Annotated in this window: 16 protein-coding genes and 5 pseudogenes; 13 read left to right on the top strand and 8 right to left on the bottom strand. The window is 67.2% G+C overall.

Annotated elements, in window-relative coordinates; all coding sequences use genetic code 11:
* Positions 1-284: 284 nt before the first annotated feature.
* From ACZ6D7_RS18610 to ACZ6D7_RS18590, 5 genes are all read right to left on the bottom strand, one after another.
* The gene (locus ACZ6D7_RS18610) at positions 285-551 is read right to left on the bottom strand and encodes a hypothetical protein (protein ID WP_469491526.1); all 267 of its coding nucleotides are present in this window, start codon (positions 549-551) and stop codon (positions 285-287) included.
* A gap of 72 nt (positions 552-623) precedes the next feature.
* On the bottom strand, positions 624-1,487 hold the full coding sequence (locus ACZ6D7_RS18605; RefSeq protein ID WP_469491524.1) for a tetratricopeptide repeat protein: 864 nt from the start codon (positions 1,485-1,487) through the stop codon (positions 624-626).
* 963 nt (positions 1,488-2,450) lie between these two features.
* Complete coding sequence (locus ACZ6D7_RS18600) at positions 2,451-2,615, bottom strand: trypco2 family protein (protein ID WP_469491523.1); 165 nt, start codon at positions 2,613-2,615, stop codon at positions 2,451-2,453.
* Between the two features lie 298 nt (positions 2,616-2,913).
* Positions 2,914-5,514 carry a SpoIIE family protein phosphatase gene (locus ACZ6D7_RS18595; protein WP_469491521.1) on the bottom strand — a complete coding sequence of 867 codons (2,601 nt, stop codon included), beginning with the start codon at positions 5,512-5,514 and terminating at the stop codon, positions 2,914-2,916.
* A 232-nt stretch (positions 5,515-5,746) separates the two neighbouring features.
* The gene (locus ACZ6D7_RS18590) at positions 5,747-5,962 is read right to left on the bottom strand and encodes a hypothetical protein (RefSeq protein ID WP_469491519.1); all 216 of its coding nucleotides are present in this window, start codon (positions 5,960-5,962) and stop codon (positions 5,747-5,749) included.
* A gap of 424 nt (positions 5,963-6,386) precedes the next feature.
* On the opposite strand from ACZ6D7_RS18590, the gene ACZ6D7_RS18585 reads away from it, so the two are divergent.
* The 5 genes and pseudogenes from ACZ6D7_RS18585 (at position 6,387) to ACZ6D7_RS18565 (ending at position 10,520) form a co-directional block, all read left to right on the top strand.
* Positions 6,387-6,860 carry a hypothetical protein gene (locus tag ACZ6D7_RS18585; RefSeq protein WP_469491517.1) on the top strand — a complete coding sequence of 158 codons (474 nt, stop codon included), beginning with the start codon at positions 6,387-6,389 and terminating at the stop codon, positions 6,858-6,860.
* An 89-nt stretch (positions 6,861-6,949) separates the two neighbouring features.
* Entirely contained in the window at positions 6,950-7,660 is a 711-nt protein-coding gene (locus tag ACZ6D7_RS18580; RefSeq protein ID WP_469491516.1) for a tyrosine-type recombinase/integrase, read from the top strand.
* Between the two features lie 1,657 nt (positions 7,661-9,317).
* Positions 9,318-9,683, top strand: a pseudogene (locus tag ACZ6D7_RS18575) (hypothetical protein); the annotation flags it as partial.
* A gap of 154 nt (positions 9,684-9,837) precedes the next feature.
* A complete protein-coding gene (locus ACZ6D7_RS18570) occupies positions 9,838-10,275 on the top strand; it encodes a hypothetical protein (protein WP_469491514.1) in 438 nt (145 codons plus the stop codon).
* On the top strand, positions 10,272-10,520 hold the full coding sequence (locus ACZ6D7_RS18565) for a DUF6262 family protein (protein ID WP_469491511.1): 249 nt from the start codon (positions 10,272-10,274) through the stop codon (positions 10,518-10,520). Before ACZ6D7_RS18570 ends, ACZ6D7_RS18565 begins: the two co-directional genes overlap by 4 nt.
* Positions 10,521-10,860: 340 nt before the next feature.
* On the opposite strand, the gene ACZ6D7_RS18560 is transcribed toward ACZ6D7_RS18565, so the two are convergent.
* The gene (locus tag ACZ6D7_RS18560) at positions 10,861-11,466 is read right to left on the bottom strand and encodes a hypothetical protein (RefSeq protein ID WP_469491509.1); all 606 of its coding nucleotides are present in this window, start codon (positions 11,464-11,466) and stop codon (positions 10,861-10,863) included.
* Between the two features lie 499 nt (positions 11,467-11,965).
* Between ACZ6D7_RS18560 and ACZ6D7_RS18555 the strand changes: the two are divergent.
* The 5 genes and pseudogenes from ACZ6D7_RS18555 to ACZ6D7_RS18535 all read left to right on the top strand — a co-directional run.
* Positions 11,966-12,337, top strand: a pseudogene (locus tag ACZ6D7_RS18555) (transposase family protein); the annotation flags it as partial.
* A gap of 232 nt (positions 12,338-12,569) precedes the next feature.
* Positions 12,570-13,025, top strand: coding sequence for a hypothetical protein (locus ACZ6D7_RS18550; protein WP_401401427.1), 456 nt, complete (start codon positions 12,570-12,572; stop codon positions 13,023-13,025).
* Between the two features lie 320 nt (positions 13,026-13,345).
* Positions 13,346-14,093: pseudogene (locus tag ACZ6D7_RS18545) on the top strand (transposase).
* 1,310 nt (positions 14,094-15,403) lie between these two features.
* Positions 15,404-15,862 (top strand): hypothetical protein, encoded by a 459-nt coding sequence (locus tag ACZ6D7_RS18540; protein WP_469491507.1) that lies wholly within the window; start codon positions 15,404-15,406, stop codon positions 15,860-15,862.
* A gap of 563 nt (positions 15,863-16,425) precedes the next feature.
* The gene (locus ACZ6D7_RS18535) at positions 16,426-16,878 is read left to right on the top strand and encodes a suppressor of fused domain protein (RefSeq protein ID WP_469491505.1); all 453 of its coding nucleotides are present in this window, start codon (positions 16,426-16,428) and stop codon (positions 16,876-16,878) included.
* Positions 16,879-16,924: 46 nt separating this feature from the next.
* Here ACZ6D7_RS18535 and ACZ6D7_RS18530 read toward each other — a convergent pair.
* Positions 16,925-18,516, bottom strand: a pseudogene (locus ACZ6D7_RS18530) (ISL3 family transposase).
* Between the two features lie 292 nt (positions 18,517-18,808).
* On the opposite strand from ACZ6D7_RS18530, the gene ACZ6D7_RS18525 reads away from it, so the two are divergent.
* From ACZ6D7_RS18525 to ACZ6D7_RS18515, 3 genes and pseudogenes are all read left to right on the top strand, one after another.
* On the top strand, positions 18,809-19,903 hold the full coding sequence (locus tag ACZ6D7_RS18525) for a hypothetical protein (protein ID WP_469491503.1): 1,095 nt from the start codon (positions 18,809-18,811) through the stop codon (positions 19,901-19,903).
* A 247-nt stretch (positions 19,904-20,150) separates the two neighbouring features.
* Positions 20,151-20,885, top strand: a pseudogene (locus ACZ6D7_RS18520) (ISL3 family transposase); the annotation flags it as partial.
* A 493-nt stretch (positions 20,886-21,378) separates the two neighbouring features.
* Positions 21,379-21,753 carry a transposase gene (locus ACZ6D7_RS18515; protein WP_469491501.1) on the top strand — a complete coding sequence of 125 codons (375 nt, stop codon included), beginning with the start codon at positions 21,379-21,381 and terminating at the stop codon, positions 21,751-21,753.
* A gap of 56 nt (positions 21,754-21,809) precedes the next feature.
* Here the strand turns inward: ACZ6D7_RS18515 and ACZ6D7_RS18510 are convergent, their stop codons facing one another.
* A complete protein-coding gene (locus ACZ6D7_RS18510) occupies positions 21,810-22,334 on the bottom strand; it encodes a hypothetical protein (protein WP_469491499.1) in 525 nt (174 codons plus the stop codon).

The raw sequence follows: 22,334 nt of genomic DNA, 5'->3' as shown, positions 1-22,334 counted from the left end.
TGATGTGGGTCATGTGGGGTGCTTCACCGGTCAACGGCCCTCGAACGTGACCGCGGTCTCGAACGCGGCCCGCCGAGTGGCTCTGCGTAGCGCCTCCAGCACGGCCGGACCGGGGGTGACTGCTTCCTCGAGCGGCCAGGAGAGCAAAGAGACCACCGTTCGCCCCCACCTCGCCGCCCCACAGTGCCGCCATCTACACCATCAAGCCGGCCTGACCGGCGCTCGGACTGGGCACCACCCGCTCGCCCACCCCGAGCCCTGCCCCGCTGCCTCAAACGGCTGGGTCAACCCCGGCGCGAGATGAGTCGAGTGAGTGACTCTGTGGGCCAGCAGAGCCATTCGAGAAGAGGGCTGGTGACCACGAACGAGTGGACGCTGATTCGGCCCTGCTTCTTGTCCAGGATCAGTGGGGCTTCATCCCGGTAGATGTAGCGGAGGTATCGGCGACGGACCGGCGCTCCGGCTATCAGCAGCACCGGCGAGGTGACAAGGATGGCCACCGGGACCAAGGCCCTCGCGGTGGCGAGCTTCGCCTTCTCCTCGTATCGCATGCGCTCAGTGTGCTGATCCTCTAAGTCGCTTGTCATCTTGTCCTGCGGGGTTCGATGCCGACCGAAGCCGAACTACCCGGCCGTCAAGGAGCGGAGGGTCACGCGCGCCTCTTCCGCGCGGGAAGAGCCCAGCGCGGTGTACAGGGACAGTGCCTGGTGAAGGTGATCGATGGCGTGCGCCCTCTGTCCCCTGCCTTGTCGGACGAGGGCCGTACCGATGTGGGCGCGGGCCTGTTCCTCCTGTTCCCCGATTCCACGGGCCACTTCCAGCGCCGATGCGTGAGCTTCCAGGGCCTCGGCGTGCCGTCCGGTGCCGTGCAGAGCCTCGCCCAGGCCGTTGAGCGCACCCGCCTCCCCGTACGGTTCCCCGGTCCGGCGGAAGTGGACGAGGGCCTGGCGCTGGTATGCGGCGGCCTCCTCGTACCTGCCCTGACGGCACAGCGCGTTTCCCAGGTTGGACAACGCATGCGCCTCTCCGCCGGTGTGCCCGAGCCGCCGGAAGAGAGCGAGCGCCTGCTCGAAGCGCCCGGCCGCGGCCGCGTGGTCGTCCAGCCGCGCCAGTACGATCCCCAGGTTGCCGAGGGCGCTGGCCTCCCCGAATGTATGGCCTGTCTGCCGGTACAGCGCCAGCGCCTGCTGATACCGCTCGATCGACGCCTGGTAGTCCTCCAGCAACTCCTGCACGATGCCGAGGTTGTTCAGCACGTCGGCTTCACCGTGGACGTCGCCGACCGCGCGAAACAGCTCGACCGCCCTCTCATGGTGCTCGGCGGCCTGCCGGTAGTGGCCCTGCAGCTCGTGCAGCACGCCCACATTGGTGAGGTGACGCGCCTCTCCGGCCCGATATCCGACCCGACGGCACAGCGACAGCGCATCGCGTGGTGCCGGTGAGCGCTCTCGTAGTCTCCGAGCCGCCGGTGGACCGCGCCGACGCAAGCAAGGACATCGATCTCACCGCGGGCGTCTCCCACCGCACGGGCCGCCCGCACGGCATGCGTGTGAACGGTCAGCGCGTCGGCGAAATGCCCCGAGCGCTCGTAGTGGCGGTGGAGCGTGGTGGCGATCCGCACGGTGTGCCGGGACGGCCCGGGCTCCTCGGTCCTGGAACACAGTGCCACCAGTGTGTGCTGTGCGGCGCGCAGCCACGCGCGGCACTCGTCGGCCGTACGCAGCGGCGGCAGACCGGTGTCGGGCACCTCGACGGCGGGACGCAGGTGCCGTTCGGCGGGATACAGCACGTCCATGGCCGCCGACGACGCCGCCAGACAGTGGTCCAGCAGACGACTCAGGGCGGCGTCACGCTGTCACCGCAGAACAGCGCGGCCCCCGACATCCCACCCCACGGAGGACGCGGCCCCCGACATCCCACCCCACGGAGAAGAGGTGCCGTAGGTGGCGGGGGCGGGGCGGGTGCTGGGCAAGGTTCATCAGGAGGTTTCGGGGCGGTGGGTGACCAGGCGACCCCAGCGGGCCGGGGCTCCCGGGGGCGGCGCCCAGGCCGGATCGTCGATGCGTACTTGGGCGGCGGCGTAGCGCCCGCCCGGTGTGCCTGGCCGGACCACCATGCCGCCCCACACGTCGGCTTGGCCCGGCCGGAACAACGACACGCTTCCCCTCGGTTCGGGTACCACGTGCGCGGAGGTCGGCACCAGCCGCGGCGCGATCACATACCCCGGCCCAGGCCCGCCGCTGCCCTCCACTTCAACTACCCGACCAAGATCCACCGTGCCCCGTGGTCCCCCTGTGTCTCTCGTGCCAGGTCAGCCGTCGATGCGCCCGGAGACATCCCCCGGACCCTGGAGCCGGCCGCGCCGCCTTGGACCAGAAGATCCCACCGCCCGGCCTCTGTGAAGTGGACGTGACAACCACCCGGCGCGAACGGCCACGGGCCACGCCTGCCTAGACATCCCCGGTGAGCACCCACGCCTTGAAACCGGCCTTCACCTTCGCGTCCACCCGCACCTCCACAGCGAACTCCAGCTCCACCGGGTCAACCTTGAACGCCAGAGCTTGACCCGCATCCAGCGCCCCGGCCGGTAGCAACTCATCACGCAGCGCCGCCACCGCAGCGGCCGGCTCGATCCCGTCGCGTAACAGGTCGTGGACCTGCCGAGTGGTGCCGTCGGCTTCCCACTTCGCGTAGTAGTCGTAGACGGTCTTGCAGGGCGGGAAGTCGTGCGGCAGCTACTCCCACGGGATGCCGGTGCGGTTGACGTAGAGGACCGCGTTGCCGATTTCCCGTAGGTCGTGCACCCGAACTGCCGTGCCGGGTCCGATTCGTCTCCAACAGCGCCAGTCACAAAGCATCCCAGACTGCCAACCACCTAGATCAAAAGATCACGTTCGGAAAGCGGATGGTCTCTCAGTGATTCGGTAGCGCCTGCTCAGCCCAGATCACCTTGCCCTGGGGGGTGTACCGGGTTCCCCAGCGCTCGGTCAGCTGCGACACCAGGAACAGGCCCCGGCCGCCTTCGTCGGTCGTCGCGGCATACCGCAGATGGGGCGACGTGCTGCTGCCGTCGGCCACCTCGCAGATCAGCGTGCGGTCGTAGATCAGCCTCATGTGGATCGGCTCGCAGCTGTAGCGGACAGCGTTGGTGACGAGCTCGCTCAGCACCAGTTCCATGCTGAAGCTCAGTTCGGACAGGCCCCACTCGTCGAGCTTGTCGGTCGCCGCGGCGCGCACCCCGGCGACGGCAGCCGGATCGGGTGGCAGGTCCCACTCGGCGATCCGATCCGGCGGCAGCGCATGGGTACGGGCGATGAGCAAAGCCACGTCATCCGTGGGACGTCCGGGCAACAGCGATTCCAGCACGGCCTGGCAGCTCTCCTCCGGCGCACGCTCAGGGTGACCCTCCAGGGCTTTGCGCAGGAGTTCCATTCCTTCGTCGAGGTCGCGGGTCCGGTCCTCGATGAGACCGTCGGTGTAAAGGACGAGCTGGGAGCCTTCGGCGATGTCCAGCTCAGCGGCCTGGAAGGGCATGCCGCCGAGACCCAGCGGCGGACCTGACGGCAGGTCGGGAAAGGTGACGTTTCCGTCAGGATGGACCAGCGCAGGAGCCAGGTGCCCCGCGCGTGCCATGGTGCAGCGGGACGTCACAGGGTCGTAGATCGCGTACAGGCAGGTGGCGCCCACGACGGCGGCGGGGCTGTCCGTGCAGTCCTCGTCCTGGTCGATGCGCCCGACCAGGTCGTCCAGATGGCTCAGCAGCTCATCGGGCGGCAGATCGAGCGCGGAGAAATTGTGCACCGCGGTCCGCAGCCGGCCCATGGTCGCAGCGGCGTGCAGGCCGTGGCCGACCACGTCACCGACGACCAGCGCCACGCGGCTGCCTGGCAGCGGAATCACATCGAACCAGTCCCCGCTCACACCCGACTGGGCGGGGAGGTACCGGTAGCCGACGTCGAGGGCACTCTGCTCAGGGAGGGCTCGCGGCAGCAGGCTGCGCTGGAGGGTGACCGCCAGGGTATGTTCACGCGTGAACCGGCGGGCGTTGTCGATGCTGACCGCGGCACGAGCAACCAGCTCCTCCGCCAGCGCGAGCTCCTCCTCGTCGAAGGGGTCGTGCTCCTTGGAGCGCCAGAAGTTGACCATGCCCAGCACGACACCGCGGGCCCGGATCGGAGCCACGATGAGCGAATGGATGCCGTAGTCCACTACCTGCTCGGTGCGCTCCGGGTCCTGCAGATGCCAGCCCGTGGCGGTGGACAGGTCGGCCACCAGTTCCGAGCGGCCGCTGCCGTAGCCGCGCGCTTGGGGTGTGGACGGCAGAAAGTCGATCAGCCGGCCCTTCTCGTAGAGCGGCGGTTGGTCGTCGCGGGTACCGCATACGGCAACGCGTCTCATGCCTTTTGCCGTGGTCGACGGTTCCTCGCCGTGCAATACGGCGTCGGCCAGGTCCACGGTGACGAAGTCGGCGAAACGAGGGACGGCGATCCGGGCGAGTTCGTCGGCCGTCTGGATCACGTCCAGGGTGGTGCCGATGCCCAGTCCGGCGTCGTAGAGCAGCTTCAGCCGCTCACCCGCGATTTCGGCCCTGCCGGACACAGCCTGTAGCTCCGTGGAATCGCGCAGTGTCACGACGGTGCCCTTGGGACCTCCGCCGCAATCCGTGGGCCTCTGGTTGACCACCAGCAGCCGCGGCCCGGCCAAGTGCACCTCGTCAGTGGCCTCGCGGCCGGAACTGAGCAACGACACCATTTCGGGTTCCAGGCTCGGCATCTGGGACACAGGCTTCCCCTCTGCGTCCGGGGGCAGCTCCAGGAGTCGTCTGGCCTCGTCGTTCGCCAGCAGCAATCGCCCCTCGACATTGACAATGAGCACCCCTTCGCGCACGGAGTGCAGCACCGCGTCGTGGTGCTCATACATGCGGGTCATCTCGTTCGGGGCCAGGCTGTGAGTCTGGCGTCGCAACCGTCGGCCCACCAGCACGGTGGCGGCGGTGGCCGCCCCGAGTGCCCCCGCCCCGGCGGTCAAGATGATCGGAATTTGCCGGTCCACCAGACTGGTCACGTTCTTGACTTTCAGCCCGGCGGAGACCAGCGCCACCACCTGGTGCCGGGTGTTCCGGATGGGCACGGTCGCCTGGACCTCGTGGCCGAGGGGGCCGTGCACGCTTTCGGTATAGACCTTCCCTGCCAGCGACGGCTCGATCTCTCCTACGAACTGCTTCCCGATCCGGTCCGGCAGGGGATGGGTGTAGCGGATCCCTTTCGTGTCCATCACCACGACGAAGTCGACGCCCGCGGACTTGCGTCCCGCCTCAGTCAGCGGCTGCAGGACTTTCGAGGGGTCCGAGGCTTGCAGCGCGGACAACACGCCTGGGGAGTGCGCGAAAGTCTGCGCGACGGCTATGGAGCGCCGTTTGGCCTCGGCGTTGGTGTGCCGCTGCGACTGCAGGACAAGGGCGAAGACGGCGAATGCCACGAGCAGCACCACCAGCGTCACCTGCAGAAGGAACATCTGCCCCGCGACGCTTCGCGTGTTCTTTCGCACCAGCGACCACAGCGATACATGTCGAAGCCGGACAAAACGGTCTGCCATCCGGTCTTTCTAGCACTGGTCACCCCGCGCAGTCACGGGCCTGCCCGCGATCCGTCCCTGCACATCGACAATCCGTCGCCTCTGTTGCCGCATCAGTCACTAAAGCCGCAGAACACCCTGCGTGTGCCAAAGCCGTACCGGCTCCCTGATGTCACAGCCAGTGAGCCGTCAGCTGCGCGATCCGCTCCTCATCGGGCAGCGGCGCCTTGCGCTCCGTGGGGATCCGCAGGGCGTACCGGGCCACCACCGCCTGCACGACGTGGGCCGCCTGCTGCACCTCGCCCACCTCCAGGCCGAAGGGGTCGGGATCGTCTGGTGTGCCGGACACCGCAACCCCCTCGATCTTGGTCGTGAATGGGGCGGTCATGTCATGCCCTCCCCGCCCGCCACAACTGCCGCACCAGCAGCATGGGGATCGCACAACCGAAGCGTGTTCCAGGACGGAAGGAAGCCTTCGCGTGCTGGGGGATCTCATGCTGGGCAAACCGTGAGAGACCGCGGGCTCCGTTCACCTGTGAACCTGCGACCTCTGACGACGGGGAGTTGCACATTGGACACATCAACGCTGATCAACACTGGAACAGTGGTGGTGTCGATCTCGGCTCTCGCCATCTCTTCGTGGCTGGCGAGGAACCAGTTCACAGCGCAGCGGCACGGCAACCACGTGGGCCCCGTTCTCGCCCACACGGCCGTGCCCGGCACCCGCACTCCCGACCGGGCCCGTACGGGACGGCAGGTGCTGGTCGGCGACTTTACCGACTGTGCTGTGAGTGTCAGGGTCACTCGTCGGGGTGGTCTATAGGGCTTTCGCGTTCTCGTTTACCGATCTCGGCAAGGCTGTTCGTCACGTCGGGATGCGGCGGGAGGGGCATGTGCGGAGCGTGATTGTCCTGGATGACATTCGTGTCCAGGAGATGGTCCAACGGGACGGGAGCCGGGCGTTCGCGATCGTGTGGCCGGACCTCACCGTGGACGAGGAGGCGGACTGCTTCCTGTGCCAGTACGAGGGCTCGGGAACGCAGAAGACCTACGCGTACACCCTTGTCGATCACCTGCGGTGGCGGGTGCGCGAGGGGCTGACGACGGCGAAGGTCTCGCTGTCGGATCTGCAGCGGTACATGGGGGCGGTCGGGGCACGGGTGCCGATGCCGTTTCGGCGAGCCGTGGCGGGTGCCGCCGAAACGTCCGTACGGCTCCGACGCCCTCAGGGTCACGGCCGCCTGCCTGGGGCTTCTACCTTCACCAATGCGCCCGGCAGGGGGTGAACCCGGAGCTGAAGGCAGCCTTGGACGTCCGGCGGCTGCCGACTCAGCCGGACCGGGACCGGGTTCTGCTGGGGCACCTGGTGACCTCGATGTCGGCCAACCCTCTGACGCCACCCGGCCGTTCGCGCCGCCGGCACCCCAAGATGCTCCCGGACGGGGCGAGGCCCGAGCTGCTGAACGAGGTCAACACGGCCCGGGACGCGATGGTGGTGACCTGGCTGTCCGACACGACCCTGCGGATCGGCGGGCTGACCGGGCTGCACCTGGTCGACCTGCACCTGCGGGAGAAAGCGGCCTGCGGCGAGTGCAAGAGTCCGCACGTGCACGTGTGTCACCGCGGGGCCAACCCGAACCGGGCGGCGGCGAAGAAGAAGCCCGAGTGGCAGCTGCAGGACGGTGTGATCACCGGCGGGGAGATCTACCAGGTGAGCCCGGCGATGATCAGCACCTACTTCACCTACATGACCACCGAGTACACGAAGTACGCCACCGGGCACGGGATGCTGCTGATCCAGCTGCACGGGTCGAACACCGGTGATCCGTGGACGGCCGACGCGGCCCGCGGCATGCTGCGGCGGGCCGGGAAACGGGCCGGTCTGCCCGGCCGCATCAAGCCGCACCAGTTCCGGCACAGCACGATGGGCAAGATCCTCGACGCGTCGGGAAACGACCCGCTGGTGGCCAAGGAGGCGGGCAACTGGGCCTCGATGAGGATGGTCGACGAGGTCTATGGCCATCCCGATCAGCACTCGCCGGGGTTCGTGGCCGCCTTGAAGGCCGTCTGGGGTGAGGAGGAGTGAGTGCCCCCGCCCGCCGGCTGCTGCCCGTGCTGTCACCATCCACGGTTCCGAGCCGCACCACCGGCGACCGGCTGGAGTTGCTGACCGCCCTGCTCAACGCGCCGACGTTCGACGCCGCCTTCCACACGGACGTGATCGACCTGCCCGGCGACCACCCCGTCTACGCCTGGGAGTGCGGCGTCCCGCGGTGCGAGCGGCCTCTGAACCCGGGCACCGAGTTCTGCCATATCCACCTACGCGACTGGGGCCGACAACGCCGGGAAGGCGTCAGCGTCGCGGAGTTCCTTCGCACCGCCCAGCCGTTGAAACAGGCATCCTGGAAGACGCCGCCGCCCTGCCGGATCTGTCGCCATACCCCGTCCTGGAGTCCGGACCGGCTCTGTCACATGCACGCCACCCGATGGCGCCGGGCTCAATATCCGCACCTCAAAGGGGGTGCTGCCCCGGACTTCGATGAGTGGGCCGCCAACCAGCCGGTGCTGCCCTCGTTCGGGCAGTGCCAGGTGGTGCCATGCCCCGAGGCTGCGGTGCATGCGCTGGGACTGTGCCGGCGCCACCGGCTCCTCCACAACCGCGCCGGATGTCCCGGCGGAGCCCGACTTCCCCATCACTGGGGCCGGCTGGCCAACGAAGGACACACGTCCAGTCTCGTCAGCTACCAGGACGAGGCCGCCTTCCGGCGATGGTGCTGGGCGACCGCGCCGATCATGCGCTCTCACGGCAAGGTGTCACTGCTGGGCCTGAAACCTCTGGTCAAGGCGGAGATCCAATGGGCGATGTTCCACCACACCCAGACTCCAGCCCAGGGCACGAACTGGGCACTTCCCTGGATCCAGCACCTTGCCGAGACCTGCCGGACCGCCAAGGCGGACTCCCTGGCCGACCTCGACCTGGACAAGTGCAACCGCCTTGTCCGCCAGGTGGGCACAGCAATGCTCGGCTACCTACGACTGGTCTACTTCACCCGGGAAGACACCAAGGACGCCGGATTCATCGAGACCGAACACTTCGGCGTCCGCTTCCCCCACGCCGGCAGCAGAATCGACCTGAGCCGAGTCACACAGCGCCGGCTGCGGGACCTGCTTTGGGACTTCCTGGCCGCCCGACTGAAGACGAACCCGCCCCGCAGCCGAACCAGTTTCGATCAACTACGCCGGGGATGCGTGGAGTTGAGCGCCTACCCCGAAGGCTTCGTGCCGGGCGGAGGCCACGACCCCACGGTGCTGGCCGAGTCCCATGCGACCGACTTCGTCACCGATCAGCGGCACCGAGCCCGGCATGGTCTGAAGTCGCCCGGCATCCACCATCATCAGGGCGATCGTCGGTCCCGACCTGCCGGTGAGCCCTCAATCGCCACCGCAGGAACCCTCTCGACCGTCTTGATGAGTGCTCGCCGCGTCCTGCGCGAAGCACTGGAGACCGGTGCTTCTGACAAGATCGGACTGGACCGCAGCTTCATCGTCGCGATGCCGAGGGCCACGGCCCCCACGGGGCGTCGATCGCCGTTCCCCGACGACGTTGCCAGGGCCCTGGCCCACCCGACCAATCTGGCGAACCTCGAATCGTTCGACATCAACAACCGCGGGCTCCGGGATGCCTGGGAAACGCTCGTCCTGGTCGGCCGCCGCTGCGGCGAGGTCCTCGACGCCCGCCTGGAATGCATCGGCCGGCTCAGCGGACTGCCGATGTCCTGGCACGACCAGACCAAAGTCGGCAACTACGACGAGGCCATCCGCATCCCCGAACGGCTCTATCAGCGGATCGAGCACCGCCAGGCAGTGACCGTCGCCCGCTTCACCCAGCGCTACGGACGGCCCCCAACACGCGTGAACGCCTGCAGATCGCCCTGTTCCCCCGGCAGTACAGCAACCGCAACCTACTCAAGGGTGCCAGCTACGGGTGGTTCCACAAGCTGTTCCGCGACTGGGTCGACACGCTCGACATCGCCCACTGCGTCCCCCACCAACGCCGACACACGCTGGCGACGAACCTCTTGCGCAACGGCGCCGACCTCATCCACGTCAAGCGCTACCTCGGGCAGGTCTCCGAGCGGATGGCCGAGCACTACGTCCACCTCGCCAACACCGATCCCCGCCTCGAACAGGACCTGCAGACCATCTGGGTCACAGGCCCCGGATCGGACGAGCCCGGACTGATCCTGTTCCGGCAGCGAGCTCATGTCCAAGGAAGAGGCGGAGGCCCTCGCCATCGACCTGACGCGCCGGTCCACCCCGGCCGACGGCGGGTTCTGCACCTTCCAGCACGTCGTCGACGGCGCAGCCTGCCCCTTCGATCTCAACTGCCACAGCTGCGAGAACTTCGTGATGTCGGGCGCAGACCTCGTCTACTGGCACCGCAAGCGCGAGCAGTGGCGCATGCTCGCCGAACGCGCGCCGGACAGTGCGACCGCCGACTACCTCCACGAGGTCTTCGAGCCCACCGCCCGCGCGATCACCGGCCTGGAACGTGCGCTGAAGGCCGTCGGTCTCCTGGATGAGGCCCTCGCGCTCGACCTCCGCCGCCCCCAGGATTACTTCGGCCGCGTCTGGTCCACCGCTTTCCGAACCGCGGACCTCACCGAGCCACCGGAGATCGACGATGGTGATGCCGCATGACATCCACTGCCGACTCCCCAGCGGCCGCGATCGCCGCTCGCCGCCGCCAGACCCGCAACAAACTGACCCAGCTCGAGAAGGCCATCACGCAGCTTCGCCGCGAACGCAGACGGCTCAACGTCCGAGCCATCGCCGAACGAGCGGGAGTGTCCGCCACTTTCTGCTACGAAAACCCGGACGCACGCGCCCTGGTCCAAGCAGCCCCTGGTCCAAGCAGCCGTCGCCGACGCCCGACAACGGCGTGATCAAGGAGCCCAGCAGGAACACGAACGCATCGAAACCTCCTGGCGCGAGCGCGCACTCAACGCCGAGGAGACCCTCACCCGCACCCAGAAGACCGTCTTCACCCAGCGCAAGCGGATCGGCGAACTGATGGGCCAGCTCCGAGACGTCGAACAGAGTGCCCCCGCGGACTCCGCCCCAGCCCTCCGCACCGAGAACGCGTCGCTCAAGCGCCGCCTGGACCAGATGACGCGAGAGCACCGCTCTCCTGAAGCGGGTGTTGCAGGTTCGCATCCTGCCGGGGGCACCAATTCACTTCTGACCCGCACGCGGCACGGCAAACAGCCAGTGATGCCAGAGGTCTCATTTACAGTCCGCAACCTTTCCTGGCTTGCGGGTGGTCCATTGAGAAATATCTTTTGCTGTTTCCCTGACGTCTGGTGGAGCAGACTTTAGGAACACTAGACCTGCCGGGTATGGGCGAGACCAGTAGCCAGAGTCCAGCTGAAACACGAAAAAGCCCTTATTGATGCTGTTGATCAAGGGCTGCCATCCGTCACGAATGGAAAACCTCAACCGCTCGCAGCGAGGTATGCCGCCTATCTCTAGGTACTGTTCGACCGGCGAGGTCGGACTGCGAGTCTTATGGAGGTGGAGCATTCCACTATGCAATGCCCCCTCGGAGCGGTTTTCAATTATCAATTGACGTGGACTTGTGGGGTCATCAACCGACCAAGAGATCCGTGCCGCAGTACCGAACGCTTGCAGCTTGGCAATTTCTTCCTGGGCTTTCGTCAGCTTGTCGGAGTTTTCTGTTTGCCGCTTCTGCAATTCCGCTTGCTTGGCTGCAGCGACTTCTTGTTCTTTCTGTGCTTTGTCCTGGTCAATGCTATTGGAGATGCCCAGTCCAAGTTTTGCCAGGATTCCAGCCGCACCAATTGCTGCCGCCACCCAGTCCTTCGTATCCATAACCTCTCCCTGAAGTCCTGGCAGAGTAGACGTCGAGTAGTTGTCCGCTTGTTCCAATCTCACTAAATCAGCCGGAGGGGCATGGCTTCTGCTTTTATGCTCCGAGTGGGCGCATGTGCGGGCAAGCCCAACAGGGACATGACATGGACCGGATCAAGAATTTCATGTCGCCAATTACAGCTTCCCAAGTGGAGAGGTCCGGATGCGCGGCGCGTCTGCTGGTCTCCTCACGGGTCGGCCGTCGCGGCTGGCCCAAGTCAACGAACAAGCCGGTGGAGTGGCTGAGGCCAGTGGGGTGCAGCGAGGCACACGCGCACCTGATCGGTTGGCGCACTCGTCGTCGTGGCTGGCTGTCGTCGGCTGCGGCGCAGACGAAGCCGCGCATCGGACCACACGACAGATGTCAGCCCACCTGGCCCGGCTCGAACGGGCTGGCCCCCTCCACAACGGGCCGGTGTTGTGGGTCTACAGCGCGCCGGCCGACGCAGGCAGATTGATCGTACAGGTGGTCACCGATCCGGACGGCCGGCTGCTGTGGCTCTCACCCGCGCTGCCGGGCCGCGCCCACGACCTGACCGCCGCCCGCACCCACCGGATCATCCGCATCGGCGAGCGCCAGGGCGTTCCCATCCTGGCCGATCTCGCCTACCAGGGCGGCGGCCCCTGGCTGACCACTGGCATCAAACGCAGGCCCCTGCAGGAACTCACCCCCACCGAGAAGACCGTCAACCGGGCCCTGGCGGCACGGGCACCGGTGGAACGCGGCGTCGCCCGCTCGAAATCCTGGCGGATCTTCCGCAGGTCCCGATGCAGTCCGAACCGCATGACGTCAATCGCCAAAGCCATCCTCACCCTGGAGCGTCAAGGCTGAAGAAGCTCGTTGACCGATCCACTTTGGATCGCATTCATCATTGAATCGTGCGCGAAATGTAAAATCCTGCCGACTTGCGATCAGGATTGCGGAGTGCTGCTCTGGAATAGGCAGGGGGTAAAGAGCTAAATGATCCCGGGCCCGAATGGGTGGCGTTCAGCCGAAGTAGGGGGGCGACGCGTCGTGTGACGACGGGATGCCCCGCGCTGCGACCCGCTATCGGAGGTTCACGATGACACAGGTCTCTTCTGCCCGCATTCCACTACGCCAGATCATGGCCGTGCTCTTGACGGCCGCCCTGACGCTCTCCCTCTCGGTGGTGCTCACCGTCACCTCGACGAAAGAAGCAGCCGCCTCGTGCTCCGCCAGCCGGTTCAACGGCACGTGGCGCTCGTCCGACGCGAGGCTGAAGCGTATCGACGTATGGCAGGGAGAGGACTGCCACCTGTACGCCAGGGCCTGGTCCGTCTGTGAGAACGACTCGTCGCATATCTGCAGCTGGGGAAACAGGAGAATGGGAGACAGTCCCGAGCCGAACTTCCAGTTCGTCGGATACAACTGGAGCAACGCCGATGAGGTGCTGCACCTGCGGATGCAGGACAGGTCTCACATCTCGGTGTGGGACAGCACCGACTACCACAACGGTAAGAAGGTCAGCTTCACGGTCACGATGTACAAGAGCGGTTGAGCCCGCGAAGGGCAGCAACTCCGCCCGCGCCGCTACTGGACGAGACCCCCTACCAAGACAGGTGGGGGCCTCGCCGCTCGTCCCCCGACCCCGACCCCGACCCCGACCCCGACCCCGACAGGATGCGAACCGCGCCGGGGTGGGGCCCCTGTTCGCGGATACCGTGCCGGCTCGACGAGCGAACGGAAGCACTGAGCGTTTTTAGCGTGGCCACTGACTCGGGTGATGCCGGTCAGGTCGAGGTGAGGACCGCAACGCACAAAGCCCCCGTGCCGTTGAGGGAGGTGTCGACGTCTCAACCCACCGGCACAGGAGCCCTGTTGGTTCCCTATCCTGCCGCACTCGACCTCCTCACGCCCTGGTCGAGTGGGTCACCATGCTCATCGTCACCCGCGAGGGTGACCGCCGCTGCAAGCTCCCACCGCACCAGCGTGCACTCGTCGCTCTGGTGTACCTGCGCCGCCACGACACCCCCGCGCGGATCGCGGCCGGGTTCGGGATATCCGTCGGCACCGTCCACGCGTACGTCACCAGCGTGACCGGCCTGCTCGCCGAACGAGCCCCTGGCCTGCTCAAGACGCTGCGCGAGCACGATCCGGACTTCGTCCTGCTGGACGGGACCCTCGCCGAGTGCGACCGCGTCGGCGACGGCCGGGCGGACTACTCGGCCAAGCACCGTCGGCACGGCGTGAACGTCCAGGTCCTCACCGATCGGCCGGCGAGCTGCTGTGGATCTCGCCCGCCCTGCCCGGCCGCACTCATGACCTCACCGCGGCCCGCACCCACCGGATGATCCGTATCTGCAAACGCCAGGGTCTCCCCGTCCTCGCCGACCGTGCCTACACGGGCGCCGGCCCCTGGGTCACCACCGGACTCAAACGGCCACCGGGCGGCGAACTCACCCTCACCCAGCGCACCGTCAACCGAGCCCTGGCCGCAGCCCGGGCGCCGGTCGAACGCGGCATGGCACTGCCGAAGTCCTGGCAGATCTTCCGAAGATCCCGCATCAGCCCCAACCGCATGTCTGTCATCACCAAGGCAGTCCTCACCCTGGAGCGGCAACGCTGAAAACGCTCAGTGTTTCCCGCACCGGAGAGCAGCAAGGGTGAGTGTCTAACTGCGTGACAACGTCGACGAACGACCGCGGACAAGCACGAACGCCAGCGGACCATCAGCACAGGTGAGAGGCACACCAGCCCAAGGCAGAGCCCCCACCCAAGTTGCTTCGGGACGAAGCGGTCATCGCTCAAGGTCTCAACGCCGCGCTTCGGCCGGCGCGGGTTGGTGCGGTCGACGTGACCGGTAGCGTGGCTGAGACCGGTGAGGGTGCAGCGAGACACACGCGTGCGTGGTCGGTCGGCGCACCCGCCGTCGTGGCTGACTGTCGTCGGCTGAGGTACAGACGCGGTCCCCGTTCGACTCTAGGGTGATGATCGCGCCGCAGCCTCCGAGGGCGGGTGGCGAAGCTGTCAAGTCCGCCCATGGCGGTTGACACCACCACCTGACACCAACAGCCCCGGACAACGGCGGTCAGCGCCGAACCTCCGCGGACGGTCCACCGAGGACCACGGCCGGTTGACCGAGGTACCCAGCCACCTATCACCGACCTGATAAAGATGAGGCCCAATCTCAAACCCTGTGTCCAGTGCGAGCGCCGTCCCTCAGCCGGTGGACGGCGCCCGCTGACTCAGCTCAGCATCGGTTACTGTCTGGAGGCCCGAGAGTCGGGCGCAGTGAAGGGAGACCGCCGCCGTGTCGATAAGCGAGAACTTCGCCAAGCTCTTCAAGAGGACGGCCAAGAATCCTGACGGCGCACCGTTCGCGGTACAACGCCCGTGCCGATGCTCGCCGGCATGGCCCGGCTTGGAGACGACGGCGAACGGGCACATGCTCCCGGCTCAGCCCTCCAGTCACTACAGCGTTCTCACGAACCCCGAGATCGGTCCGTTCGTCGCGCGCTGCACCGGTTGTCACGCTCGCTATCCCCGCCCTTGGGTGATCCCGCAGGGTGCGCCGATGCCTTTCGACTGGGCTCGTGAGACTCCGCCAACCGCATGAGCACCACGCAGGCTCAGCGTGCGCAGGCGCGTCGTAATCGACGCCGTAGACAATCCCAACTCGTCCGCAGCGGTGAACACCACCGCCGAAGCCGTGCCCCTCGCTGCACCACAAGCGCACCAGATCGAGCGGGGAACATCGGGGAATCACGGGGAAAGCGGCCCAGGCCAACGACGCCACGATTCGACCGTTCGCCCAGGTCAGCGCCCGATCCAACCCCAAATGCCCACAGCTTCCCAAGCTGATGTCGCCACCGGAGTTGGCAGGGGCAAGTGGCCTCAGCCCTGCCCTCGCCGTGTTCGAGTGCCTACGATCGCGCAGTGAGCTATGACATCTACTTCTTGAACCGACGCGACGGGCAGTCCTGGGATGAGGTCCTGGAGGGGATGGAGGACGCAGCCGACGAGAGCGAGCCGATCCCCGCCCACCTCCTTGAAGCGTGGGACCGCATAGTGCCGCAGGCTCGGACCCTGCTGGGCGAAGTAGAGATCACGGAGTACGAGCAGGAGTCGCGGGACCTGAGCCACTCGGGCACCGGCATCGACCTGTCCGTCTTCGGTGACGAGGTGAGCATCACTGTGCCCTACTGGCATGCGGGGGACGACGCTGCAGTCGTGCTCGGCCAGGTCTCCGCCCTTGCGGCCATCGTCGAGAAGGAGACCGGGCTGACTGCCTACGATCCCCAGACGGAACGTCCGCTGGTAGAGACGCCACCGGAAGGCTCGATTGGGCTGATGTCGCGAATCACCGAGGATTTGCGCAGCCGCTACGGCGGTTGAGCACCGGGCACCGGCGGAGTCGGCCAGGTTCCGAGCCATCTGCTCGCCGCGTGCCACAGTCGTGCCAGATACAAGGGTCAGCCACGGTCAATGAGGGTGTCTCGCGGCCAAGTTCTCGGTGGGCTGACCAGGTATCGAAGCTGCAGGTCAGCGCCCCCACTCCCCAGCCTCTCACTCCAGGAGCGACTCGAAGGCGCCCGCTCCAACCTGCGGTTCGCCGAGAAACGCATCGCCGACCTCGAAGCTCAACTTCTCGAACAGGGCCAGTCATGACGAACACTCCGGACCAGGCCCGACCTCCTCGCCTACGACCAGGCCGCCTCGCTCGCTCCGCTGGCTTTGTCCACGAGAACGGGTTCTGGCACAACTTCTGTGGATCCATTGCAGAGCGTTACTGGGGACGCCCCGATGGCGTCCGCGTGTGGGCGATCGTGCAGGCTGGTTGCATGCCCAGTCGCGTAGAGAAGTACCTCGCCCATCTTGATCGGCTTTCCGGGGGCAGAGAGCCTCGATTCTTCCCTGTCGAGTCGACCAAACAGGGCCTGCGTGGTGTCACGGAGATCGTGTACGACGACCTCCCGGACGGGCTTCTTACGGCGCTCACCTACGGCTTGTCGCTGGCAGAACATCCGGACTGGCAGCACGGCTCGCCGGAGCTCTGTCTCAGCGTGAACTCGACCGACGTGATCTGGGCCCACGCGGTGGGCTTCCTTGCCGAGCAGCTGCGTGGCACGTTCCCCTTCAGCTACGGCAGCACCATTGACTTCGGCGAACGAATCGCGCCCGAGTCGGAGATGACGGCATTTTGCGTGTTCGCGCCGTTGGTCCTCGACAGAGACGACTACCTGGGCATCGACGTTGGCATTCCAGGACACGAGGGTCACGACGTGATCAACATCCAGGGGATGTACCCCATCCACGAGGTGGAGCGGCAGTTCATCAACGAGTGTGGGCTTGAAGCCTTCTGGAAGAGCGATTGGGCGCCCACGGACGTGCTGCGTCGCCCCGCGATCTGATCTGAGGAGGGCAGCAGCCCTGATCTGGATGGCTTGATGGGCAACCTCAGGCGAGCAGTACTCGTTTGCGTAGGAGTGCGAAGCCAGCACGGCCGAACATCTGGCGCTTGAGCATCTTGATCCGGTTGACATGACATTCGACAGCGCCCGAGCTCCAGGGCAGGGTGAGGCCGGCGATGACGGCGTCGCGGTCTCGGTCGATGCCTGCAGCGAGGGTGTGGAGGCTGGGCAGGTCGTCCTGCCGGACGGCGTCGAGCCAGTCCGGCAGGCGCTCGCCCTGGCGCTCGGTAAGCATGGCCGCGAAGGATCGGATATGCCGGGTGAGGGCGTCTAGTTCGGGGCAGTGGTCCTGAACGTTCTTGAGCTGGAGTTGCTCGGACTCGGTGAGGGTGTCCGGGTGCCGGAGGATCCATCCGGCGACGGTCCGGGGAGAGGGCGGCCGGGCGGTCACCGGTCGTGGCGAGGTGCGCTTGTCGTGCAGGTAGGCCCGAACGCGCTGGTAGCTGCCCTTGTAACCGAGCGGCACGATCTCCTCCCACAGCTTCCACGCGTTGGTGCAGCCCTCGTTCCAGCGGTCGTCCAGGTGGGGCTTGTAGTCATCGAGGACCGAGGGCCGGTTCTGCCACTGTCCGGTGAACAGCTCCTCTGGCGCCGCGGCGTCGACGAACTGCTTGACTGTGCGGTAGGTCATCCCGAGGTGCCGCTGGACCGAGCGTCGGCTGTGTCCTGCCTTCAGGAGGGCGTGGACCGCGGCGTGCCGGGACCGGGTCCGGTCGGCGAACCGGTGTCCTCGTGGCCAAGGCGAAGCGGACGGGTCCGCGGCCGGGTCTGGCTCGGGCTGAGGTGCTGCAGGCGTCAGGACCTGCAGGCAGCGCGGTGCTGGGCGACGCTCCGCTCGGCGGCCTCGCTCAGGTTGTGCCAGAGATGCCACCGGTCCGCGACCTGGATCGCCTGTGGCTCTCCGGCTGCGGCGCCCTCGGCGAAGAACGGGGCGCGGTCCCGGCAGATGACTTCGACGCCTGGCCGCTGGGCGAGCCAGGCGGCCAGGCTCGATGCTTCCCGATCAGGGAGGAGATCGATCGGACGGCGGGTTTCGACGTCCACCAGGACAGTGCCGTAATGGCGGCCCTTGCGAGTGGCGTATTCGTCGACGCCGACCACCCGCGGCGCGGGCACTTCTGGCTCGGCCAGCGCGTCGATGAGGCGCAAGACGGTGCTCCGGCTCACGGACACGCCGAGGACGGCAGCCAGACGGGCGCCGGCCCGGCCGGCCAGGGCGAGGCCGACTGCGGCCAGGGTCGAACGCAGCCGCTCGGTGCGCTGGCCATTCCTGCGGGTCAGACCGGGTATCTGCTCCACAAAGGTCCGGCGCGGACACATCGTGTTCCGGCACCAGAACCGCCTAACTCGGAGCTGGAGTACGACGCTTCGTCCGGCGCTCGGTACGTCGGCGGGAAACCGCAGGTAGGAGCTGTGAACCCGGGTCGACCAGGTTCCGCACCCCGGGCAGGCGGCGCCGACCGCGGTGCAGTGCGCGTCAACGCGCACTGTCTCGATCCTCACGTCCACCGACAACACCGCAACGTCCGCGATCGATGGGAACAACAGCTCCTTCAGCCGGAGCACAACCTCTTCCACGGCCGGGACTTCAGCCCAACCGCCCTTACCACGGCCTATTTTTCGGACGACTTCAGGGGCCGCCCTGGCCCGCTCAGTCGTCACTCACAGTGGCCGTTGCACGGAAGCTGAGCCAGAACCCGAGAACGGACAGCAGATGTTCACCACTTCGGGAGGCACTTGAGCCCGCCGAGGATTCGAACGGTGATGCTCAGCGTCGTGGCTGTGCTTCGGCCCCACAGCGAATTGAAAACACGTTGGCCGGTCCGCCACGGAGCTGCGACGATGCCCCTGTTTCCCGAGCGGAGGACGTTTGTTCGTTTTCGTGTGTGTGCGGTGTGGCTCCGAGCTGACCGCCCCGTTGTCCCAGGTCGCCCTGCCGGCCCACGCTCGCCAGAAGTACGGGAACGGGCTTCAGCTCCCGGTGCTCATGGAATCGGGGACGTTCGCCGTGGAACTGGAGCCCTGGGGGCCGCCGTGGCGAAGGTGGGAGGAGATCGATCCGGACGAGGCGGCTGCCCGCGGCATCTACGCGCCGGTCCACGCCCTGTCCGACGGCGTGTCCGGCGCGGTTGTCATCGCACCGGGAGACACCCGTGGCGCCGTGCTGATCCCGGAGAAGCGCGGCGGCGCCTGCTGCGGCTTCGACGGGGGTGACGGCCCCAACATGGCCTGCGCGGCGTGCGGTCTTCCCGTGGCGAGCAGGATCGACGACTGCTCGCTCTGGCAGGCCGTGTGGCTCGCCCCGAACGCCGTGCGCCGCCTTCCCGTCGAAGGCGCCGACGCCGGACCGCTGTCCTGGGCGGACCTGCTCGCGGAGGGGGATGGCGTGCCCCCGTCCGAGCCGATCGCCCCGTGGGGAGAGCCGTTCCGGGCGAGCGACCGATGGCACTGGAGCCCACAGTGGGTGGCGGCAGCCGGGCAGGCGCTCGCCCACCTCCTGGTGGCCTCCGACGGCCGGGCGGTAGCCGTGCCGGACGGCCTGACCGCCAAGATGTTCCAACGCGCCCTCGACACCCTGCTGCCGGCCGGCGGGCCGAGGCGGCGCGCCGTCCTGGCCGGACCGGGACAGCCGGCCCACGACGGCGCCGACATCCTCCTCGTGCCGTCCCACCCGCAGACCGGGAAGGCATGGACCCCGGCCACTCCGGCGCGCTTGGTCCCGTTGCCGTTCGGGGTGTGGCTCCGGCTGGTCTTCCCCGAGCCGCAACTGCCCGCCCCCTCATCGGGTCCAATACCCGACGGCGTCCTTCGCGACGACCCGCCCGCGCCAAACGTCCATGATGTGTTCCGGATCGACTGGGGAGTCTTCCAACGAACCCTGGCCCGGCTGCCGGCCGTCCGCACCCCGTGGCTACGCGAGATCCACGACAACCTCACGCAGCACATGCGCACCGGCCTCCTCTAGCGGAGTGACAGGTGCCAGTACCGATCGAACAGAGCCGGACAGCGGTGCCTCCCGACGTGGTGAACATCTGCTGTCCGTTCTCGGTTCTGGCACAGATCTTGGGGAGCGGTCGCGGAGCGTTACCCCGATCGTCCGATTGTGAGGGGTCAGGTTCGCGTGAGACCACGTACGCCTTGGCGTTGGACGCTAGGAATTGACGCTCCCTCAGGTGTCTGTCGATGGCTGCTGCGGTCGGTTGTGGACGGTGATGGTGCTGGTCATGCAGACCGATGCACCGTTCTGGGACTCGCTGGTATTCGATGGAATCGACGAGGTGGATGTCGAGGCGGTCACGGCCGCGTTCGGCACGGTCGAGGTGGTGGCGAAAGGCCGCGCGGCCGGGGCGGCATGTCCGGGCTGCGCCTGCTTCTCAGACCGAGTCCACGACCGTTACCAGCGCAGGCTGAAGGATCTTCCGCTCGCTGAGCAGGGCCTGGCGATCCGGCTGACGGTCCGACGCTTCATCTGCGGGTCGGCGGACTGCCCGCGCCGGACGTTCGCCGAACCATTCCTCCAGCTGACCGCCCCGTACGCACGGTTCACCACGCGGCTCAACCGCGCCCTGGAGCGAGTGGGGCTCGCCTTGGCGGGGCGGGCCGGCGCCCGGCTGGCGGCCCAGCTGGGGTTCGGAGCGGGGAGGATGACCATGTTACGCAGGGTCATGGCATTGCCCGATCCGCAGTTCAGCACGCCGCGGGTGCTCGGCGTGGACGACTTCGCGATCCGCCGCGGCCAGACCTACTCCACCGTCTTGACCAGCGTCGAAGACCATCGCGTGGTCGATGTGCTCCCGACGCGTGAAGCCGGGCCACTGGCCGCCTGGCTGATCCACCACCCCGGCGTGGAGATCATCTGCCGCGATCGGGCGGGCGCCTACGCCGAGGGCGCCCGGCGCGGTGCCCCCGGCGCTCTGCAGGTCGCTGACCGGTTCCATCTGTGGCAGGGCCTCGGCCGGGCCGTGGAGACCTGCGTCGCCGCCCACCGCGAGTGCCTGCGCACCCCGTCGCCCAACGGCATGCCACCGCAGGACACCCGCCCAGCTCCCGGCCGGTCGCAGGACGACTCGGAGCCCGTCGGTCGGCGGGCCGAGCGGAAGAAGGCAGCGCACGCCCTGGTCCACGAACTGCTTGCCCAAGGCCACTCACGCCGGGCGATCGCCCGGCACCTGGGCTGGGGCCTCAACACCGTGCTCCGATACGCGAGCGCCGCCCGCTGGCAGGACACCATCCGAGAGAACCAACCCCGGCCCAGCAGACTGGACCCCTACAAGCCCTGTGTGGAACGGCGATTCGCCGAGGGATGCACCAGCGTCACTCGACTTCACCGCGAGCTGATAGCCGAGCAAGCTCCTGTCACCTACGGCATGGTCCGCGCACACCGCCACCTTGCGCGGGGCTCCATCCGGGGCGCCGCCCCGGCCGCCGACGGTGCGGCAGATGACCGGCTGGCTCACCCGGCACCCCGCGACCCTGACCGAGGAAGACCGCGCCGGCCTGAAGGAAGTCCTGGCGCGCTGCCCCGAGCTGGACAAGGCCGGCGAACATGTCCGCGACTTCGGCGAGATACTCACCGACCGCCTCGGCTCCACTCTCCCCACCTGGATCGACGCAGTCGACGCCAGCCAGCTACCCGGTCTCACCGGCTTCGCACTCCACCTGCTCCGCGACCTCGACGCCGTGAAAGCCGGGCTCACTCTCGACTGGAGCTCCGGCAGCATCGAGGGCGCCGTCAACCGCATCAAGAAGATCAAACGGCAGCTCTACGGCCGAGCCGGATTCGAACTACTCCGCAAGATGATCCTGCTTCAGTGACCCTCCGCGATCGCGACCCCAGATGATTCGCCAGAAACGCCTTCTGACCCCGCTGGTCAGAAGCGCGGCCCGACACTGGGATGCGAGACCAAGGCACAGGCCGCGATCTGCAGTTGCGCTTTCCACGCCGCCTCGTCGAGCCCCAGCGTGTACTCGATGCAGCACGCGCATGGCGGGAGTAGTGCCACGAATGCTTGCTCTTCGGCGGTCTCGACCTCCATCTCCGACCACTCGTCCGATGCCAACTCGGCAAGATCCACCTCCCCGGCGCTGAATCGCACGGCCAGCCTGCGCAGCGCGTATCGTCGGGCCACGTGGTGATCGGGCAGAATGATCCCCGATTCTTCAAGAGCCTGCTCGAATGTGTCACGGATGTCCCGGGGGTCCGCATGACGCGGCAGACCGGCGAGCTCACACAGGGTCGGCGTGTCCATTCCCATTGCGAGTGCCTGAGCAGCGGTCATCGGCAGGTCTTCCGGACACACCTGATCCGCCTGATACAGCCACGCTGCCTCCACCAGGGGCGGATAAGCGCTGCGGACAGGGCTGTCGGGTTCGGATGTGTCGTCTATCGCTGCCAT

This window comes from Streptomyces sp. NPDC041784 (genome assembly GCF_055591025.1).
Note: the sequence above shows the minus strand (reverse complement) of the source record. Positions and strands in the feature narration are given on the sequence as shown.

Bases quoted from the DNA above. Each gene is read 5' to 3' on its own strand.
- ACZ6D7_RS18510 (WP_469491499.1), bottom strand. From the start codon at position 22,334: ATGGCAGCGATAGACGACACATCCGAACCCGACAGCCCTGTCCGCAGC.
- ACZ6D7_RS18550 (WP_401401427.1), top strand. From the start codon at position 12,570: ATGACACAGGTCTCTTCTGCCCGCATTCCACTACGCCAGATCATGGCC.
- ACZ6D7_RS18580 (WP_469491516.1), top strand. From the start codon at position 6,950: ATGTCGGCCAACCCTCTGACGCCACCCGGCCGTTCGCGCCGCCGGCAC.
- ACZ6D7_RS18610 (WP_469491526.1), bottom strand. From the start codon at position 551: ATGCGATACGAGGAGAAGGCGAAGCTCGCCACCGCGAGGGCCTTGGTC.
- ACZ6D7_RS18565 (WP_469491511.1), top strand. From the start codon at position 10,272: ATGACATCCACTGCCGACTCCCCAGCGGCCGCGATCGCCGCTCGCCGC.
- ACZ6D7_RS18570 (WP_469491514.1), top strand. From the start codon at position 9,838: ATGTCCAAGGAAGAGGCGGAGGCCCTCGCCATCGACCTGACGCGCCGG.
- ACZ6D7_RS18560 (WP_469491509.1), bottom strand. From the start codon at position 11,466: ATGGATACGAAGGACTGGGTGGCGGCAGCAATTGGTGCGGCTGGAATC.
- ACZ6D7_RS18595 (WP_469491521.1), bottom strand. From the start codon at position 5,514: ATGTTCCTTCTGCAGGTGACGCTGGTGGTGCTGCTCGTGGCATTCGCC.
- ACZ6D7_RS18515 (WP_469491501.1), top strand. From the start codon at position 21,379: ATGACCGGCTGGCTCACCCGGCACCCCGCGACCCTGACCGAGGAAGAC.
- ACZ6D7_RS18590 (WP_469491519.1), bottom strand. From the start codon at position 5,962: ATGACCGCCCCATTCACGACCAAGATCGAGGGGGTTGCGGTGTCCGGC.